2 protein-coding genes, 1 tRNA gene and 1 pseudogene are annotated in these 2677 nt (G+C 65.7%); 2 read left to right on the top strand and 2 right to left on the bottom strand.

Translation table 11 applies throughout. The annotated features are described in order from the left end of the window. Window positions 1–389 (top strand): annotated as a pseudogene (locus WAN71_RS18365) (dihydroorotate dehydrogenase (quinone)); the annotation flags it as partial. Window positions 390–392: 3 nt separating this feature from the next. Here the strand turns inward: WAN71_RS18365 and WAN71_RS18360 are convergent. Together WAN71_RS18360 and WAN71_RS18355 are read right to left on the bottom strand one after the other, a co-directional pair. Next, window positions 393–923: a YbhB/YbcL family Raf kinase inhibitor-like protein gene (locus tag WAN71_RS18360; protein WP_422226703.1), complete on the bottom strand. Its 531-nt coding sequence runs from the start codon at window positions 921–923 to the stop codon at window positions 393–395. A gap of 37 nt (window positions 924–960) precedes the next feature. Beyond that, a complete protein-coding gene (locus WAN71_RS18355) occupies window positions 961–2298 on the bottom strand; it encodes a M20/M25/M40 family metallo-hydrolase (protein ID WP_422226702.1) in 1338 nt (445 codons plus the stop codon). Between the two features lie 162 nt (window positions 2299–2460). On the opposite strand from WAN71_RS18355, the gene WAN71_RS18350 reads away from it, so the two are divergent. Then, a tRNA-Leu gene (locus WAN71_RS18350) sits at window positions 2461–2546 on the top strand. The last annotated feature ends 131 nt before the right edge of the window (window positions 2547–2677 follow it).

The raw sequence follows: 2677 nt of genomic DNA, 5'->3' as shown, positions 1-2677 counted from the left end.
TTGCTGACCTGGCAATCGAATTGGGTTTAGCCGGCATCGTCGCCACCAACACCACGGTGTCGCGCGACGGACTGAGCACCCCCGGTGTCGACGCGCTGGGCAACGGCGGCATCTCAGGGCCGCCGCTAGCGCACCGCGCCGCCGAGGTGCTGCGCCGCCTCTACGGCCGGGTCGGTGACCGGCTCACACTGATCAGTGTCGGCGGCATCGAAACCGTCGACGACGCATGGGAGCGGATCACCGCAGGAGCGTCGTTGCTGCAGGGCTACACCGGCTTCATCTACGGCGGAGGCCTGTGGGCCAAGCACATTCACGACGGCATCGCCGTGCGCCTGCGCGCAAGCGGGTTTTCCTCGTTGAGCGAGGCCGTGGGATCCGCATCCCGCTGAGGATCAGCGCTGTTCGTAGGTTCCGTAGATGACGGCCCGGGCGATCGCATGCTGGAACAGGTTGAAGCCCAGGAATGCGGGGCTGGCATCCTCGTTGAGGTCGAGTTTCTCGACGTCGACCGCGTGCACGGCGACGTAGTAGCGGTGCGGACCGTGGCCCGGGGGCGGCGCGGCACCGACATAGCGGCGCATACCCGCATCGTTGACCAGCGTCAGCGCGTCACCCGGGAGGTCACTGCCCTCGCCGGCACCGTCGGGCAACTCGGTGACCGAGGCGGGCAGATTGGCCACCGCCCAGTGCCAAAAACCGGACAACGTAGGGGCATCCGGGTCATAGACGGTCACCGCGAAGCTACGGGTCTCGTCGGGAAAACCCGACCAGCTCAGCTGCGGGCTGACGTCTTCGCCACCGGCGCCCAAGATCCCGCTGATTTGCGGTGTCGCCAGCGGCTGCCCGTCGGTGATCGACGCCGACTCCAAATGAAACGACGGCAGTTTGGGCAGCGCAGCGTACGGGTCGGGCGGTGCGATCATGGTCGATCCCCTCTCGTGTGGTTCGCTCAACTTGCGGCTAGCAGTGTGTCAAGAAGTGTGTCAGCACCTCGGTGCCGAACCTCAGCGCATCGACGGGTACCCGTTCATCGATGCCGTGGAACAACGCGGCGAAATCCAGGTCCGGCGGCAACCGCAACGGGGTGAAGCCGAAGCAGCGAATACCCAAGCGCGCGAATGCTTTTGCGTCCGTGCCGCCGGACATCATGTAGGGCACGGTCCGGGCGTCGGGATCCACCGCCAGCAGCGCGGCGTTCATCACGTCGACCAGGTCGCCGTCGAAACTGGTCTCATACGACGGCAAGTTGGTGATCCATTCGCGACTCACCTCGGGGCCGATCAGCTCGTCGACCTCCGCCTCGAACGCCGCTAGCCGGCCGGGAAGCACCCGGCAATCCACCACGGCCTCCGCCGTCGCCGGTACCACGTTGGCTTTGTAGCCCGCCTTGAGCATCGTCGGGTTGGCGGTGTCGTGCAGGACCGCCTTGAGCATCCGGGCCATCGGACCGAGCTTGTCGATCGTCCCCTCCAGGTCGGCGGCCTCGGTGTCGAACTCCAGACCCGTCTCCTCGGTGATCGCCTCCAGGAACTGCACGACGGTGTCGGTCACGACCAGCGGAAACTGGTGACGACCCAGCCGCGCCACCGCCTCGGCGATCCAGGTGACGGCGTTGTGGTCATGCATCATCGAACCGTGTCCGGGCCGGCCGCGCGCGGTCAGCCGCATCCAGTGCAGCCCCTTTTCCGCGGTCTCGATGAGATAGAGCCGACGCTCGCCGCCATCGCGGCGCGGCACGGTCAGCGAGAACCCGCCGACCTCCCCAATTGCTTCGGTCACGCCGTCGAACAGGTAGGGCCGGTTGTCGACCAGCCATTGTGCGCCGTACTTGCCGCCGCTTTCTTCGTCGGCGAGGAACGCAAACACTACGTCGCGCGGCGGCACAACACCGGCGCGCCGGAATTGCCGGGCGGTAACGATCATCATGCCGACCATGTCCTTCATGTCGACCGCGCCGCGGCCCCAGACATAGCCGTCCTCGATCGCACCGGAGAACGGGTGCACGCTCCACTCGGCCGGCTCGGCGGGCACCACATCAAGATGCCCGTGAATTAGCAGCGCGCCGCGGGAGCTATCGGCACCCTTGAGGCGTGCGAACACATTGCCACGCCCCGACGCGCCGGACTCCAGATATTCGACCTGGTAGCCGACCTCTTCCAATTGGGCGGCAACCCACTGGGCACATTCGGCCTCGCCCTTGGTGGTTTCCAGATCGCCGGTGTTGGTGGTGTCGAACCTGATCAGCCTGCTGACTACGTCCACCACGTCGTCCACGGGTGTTTCGGTTGGCACCGTCACAGTAACCTTTCCTACCACTGCGACCGACGTGGCCGCGCAGCGTCTACGCCTCGCGTACCCGCAACCGGGGCCGCCGCCACACCTGGGCCCGCATCGTCGCCGGGCAGGTTTGGGTGGGAGCGGGCCGATCCGATAGCCTTAGCTGCCAATTAATTGGCGTCAGTCCGAGTGGCGGAATGGCAGACGCGCTAGCTTGAGGTGCTAGTGCCCTATTACTGGGCGTGGGGGTTCAAGTCCCCCCTCGGACACGTCTGTGATGTCTCGGGACATCGTGCACATGTGTCTTGGGACATCGTTCACGGTTTGGCTTGTGGTTGGTAGTCCTTGGTCGGGTCGAGGTGAAGTTCTCGCAGTAGTTGCCCGTCGGTGGTGGTGATCC

The sequence above is a fragment of the Mycobacterium sp. genome (genome assembly GCF_049280035.1).
GTDB lineage: Bacteria > Actinomycetota > Actinomycetes > Mycobacteriales > Mycobacteriaceae > Mycobacterium.
This window is presented reverse-complemented; position numbering and strand designations above follow the sequence as displayed.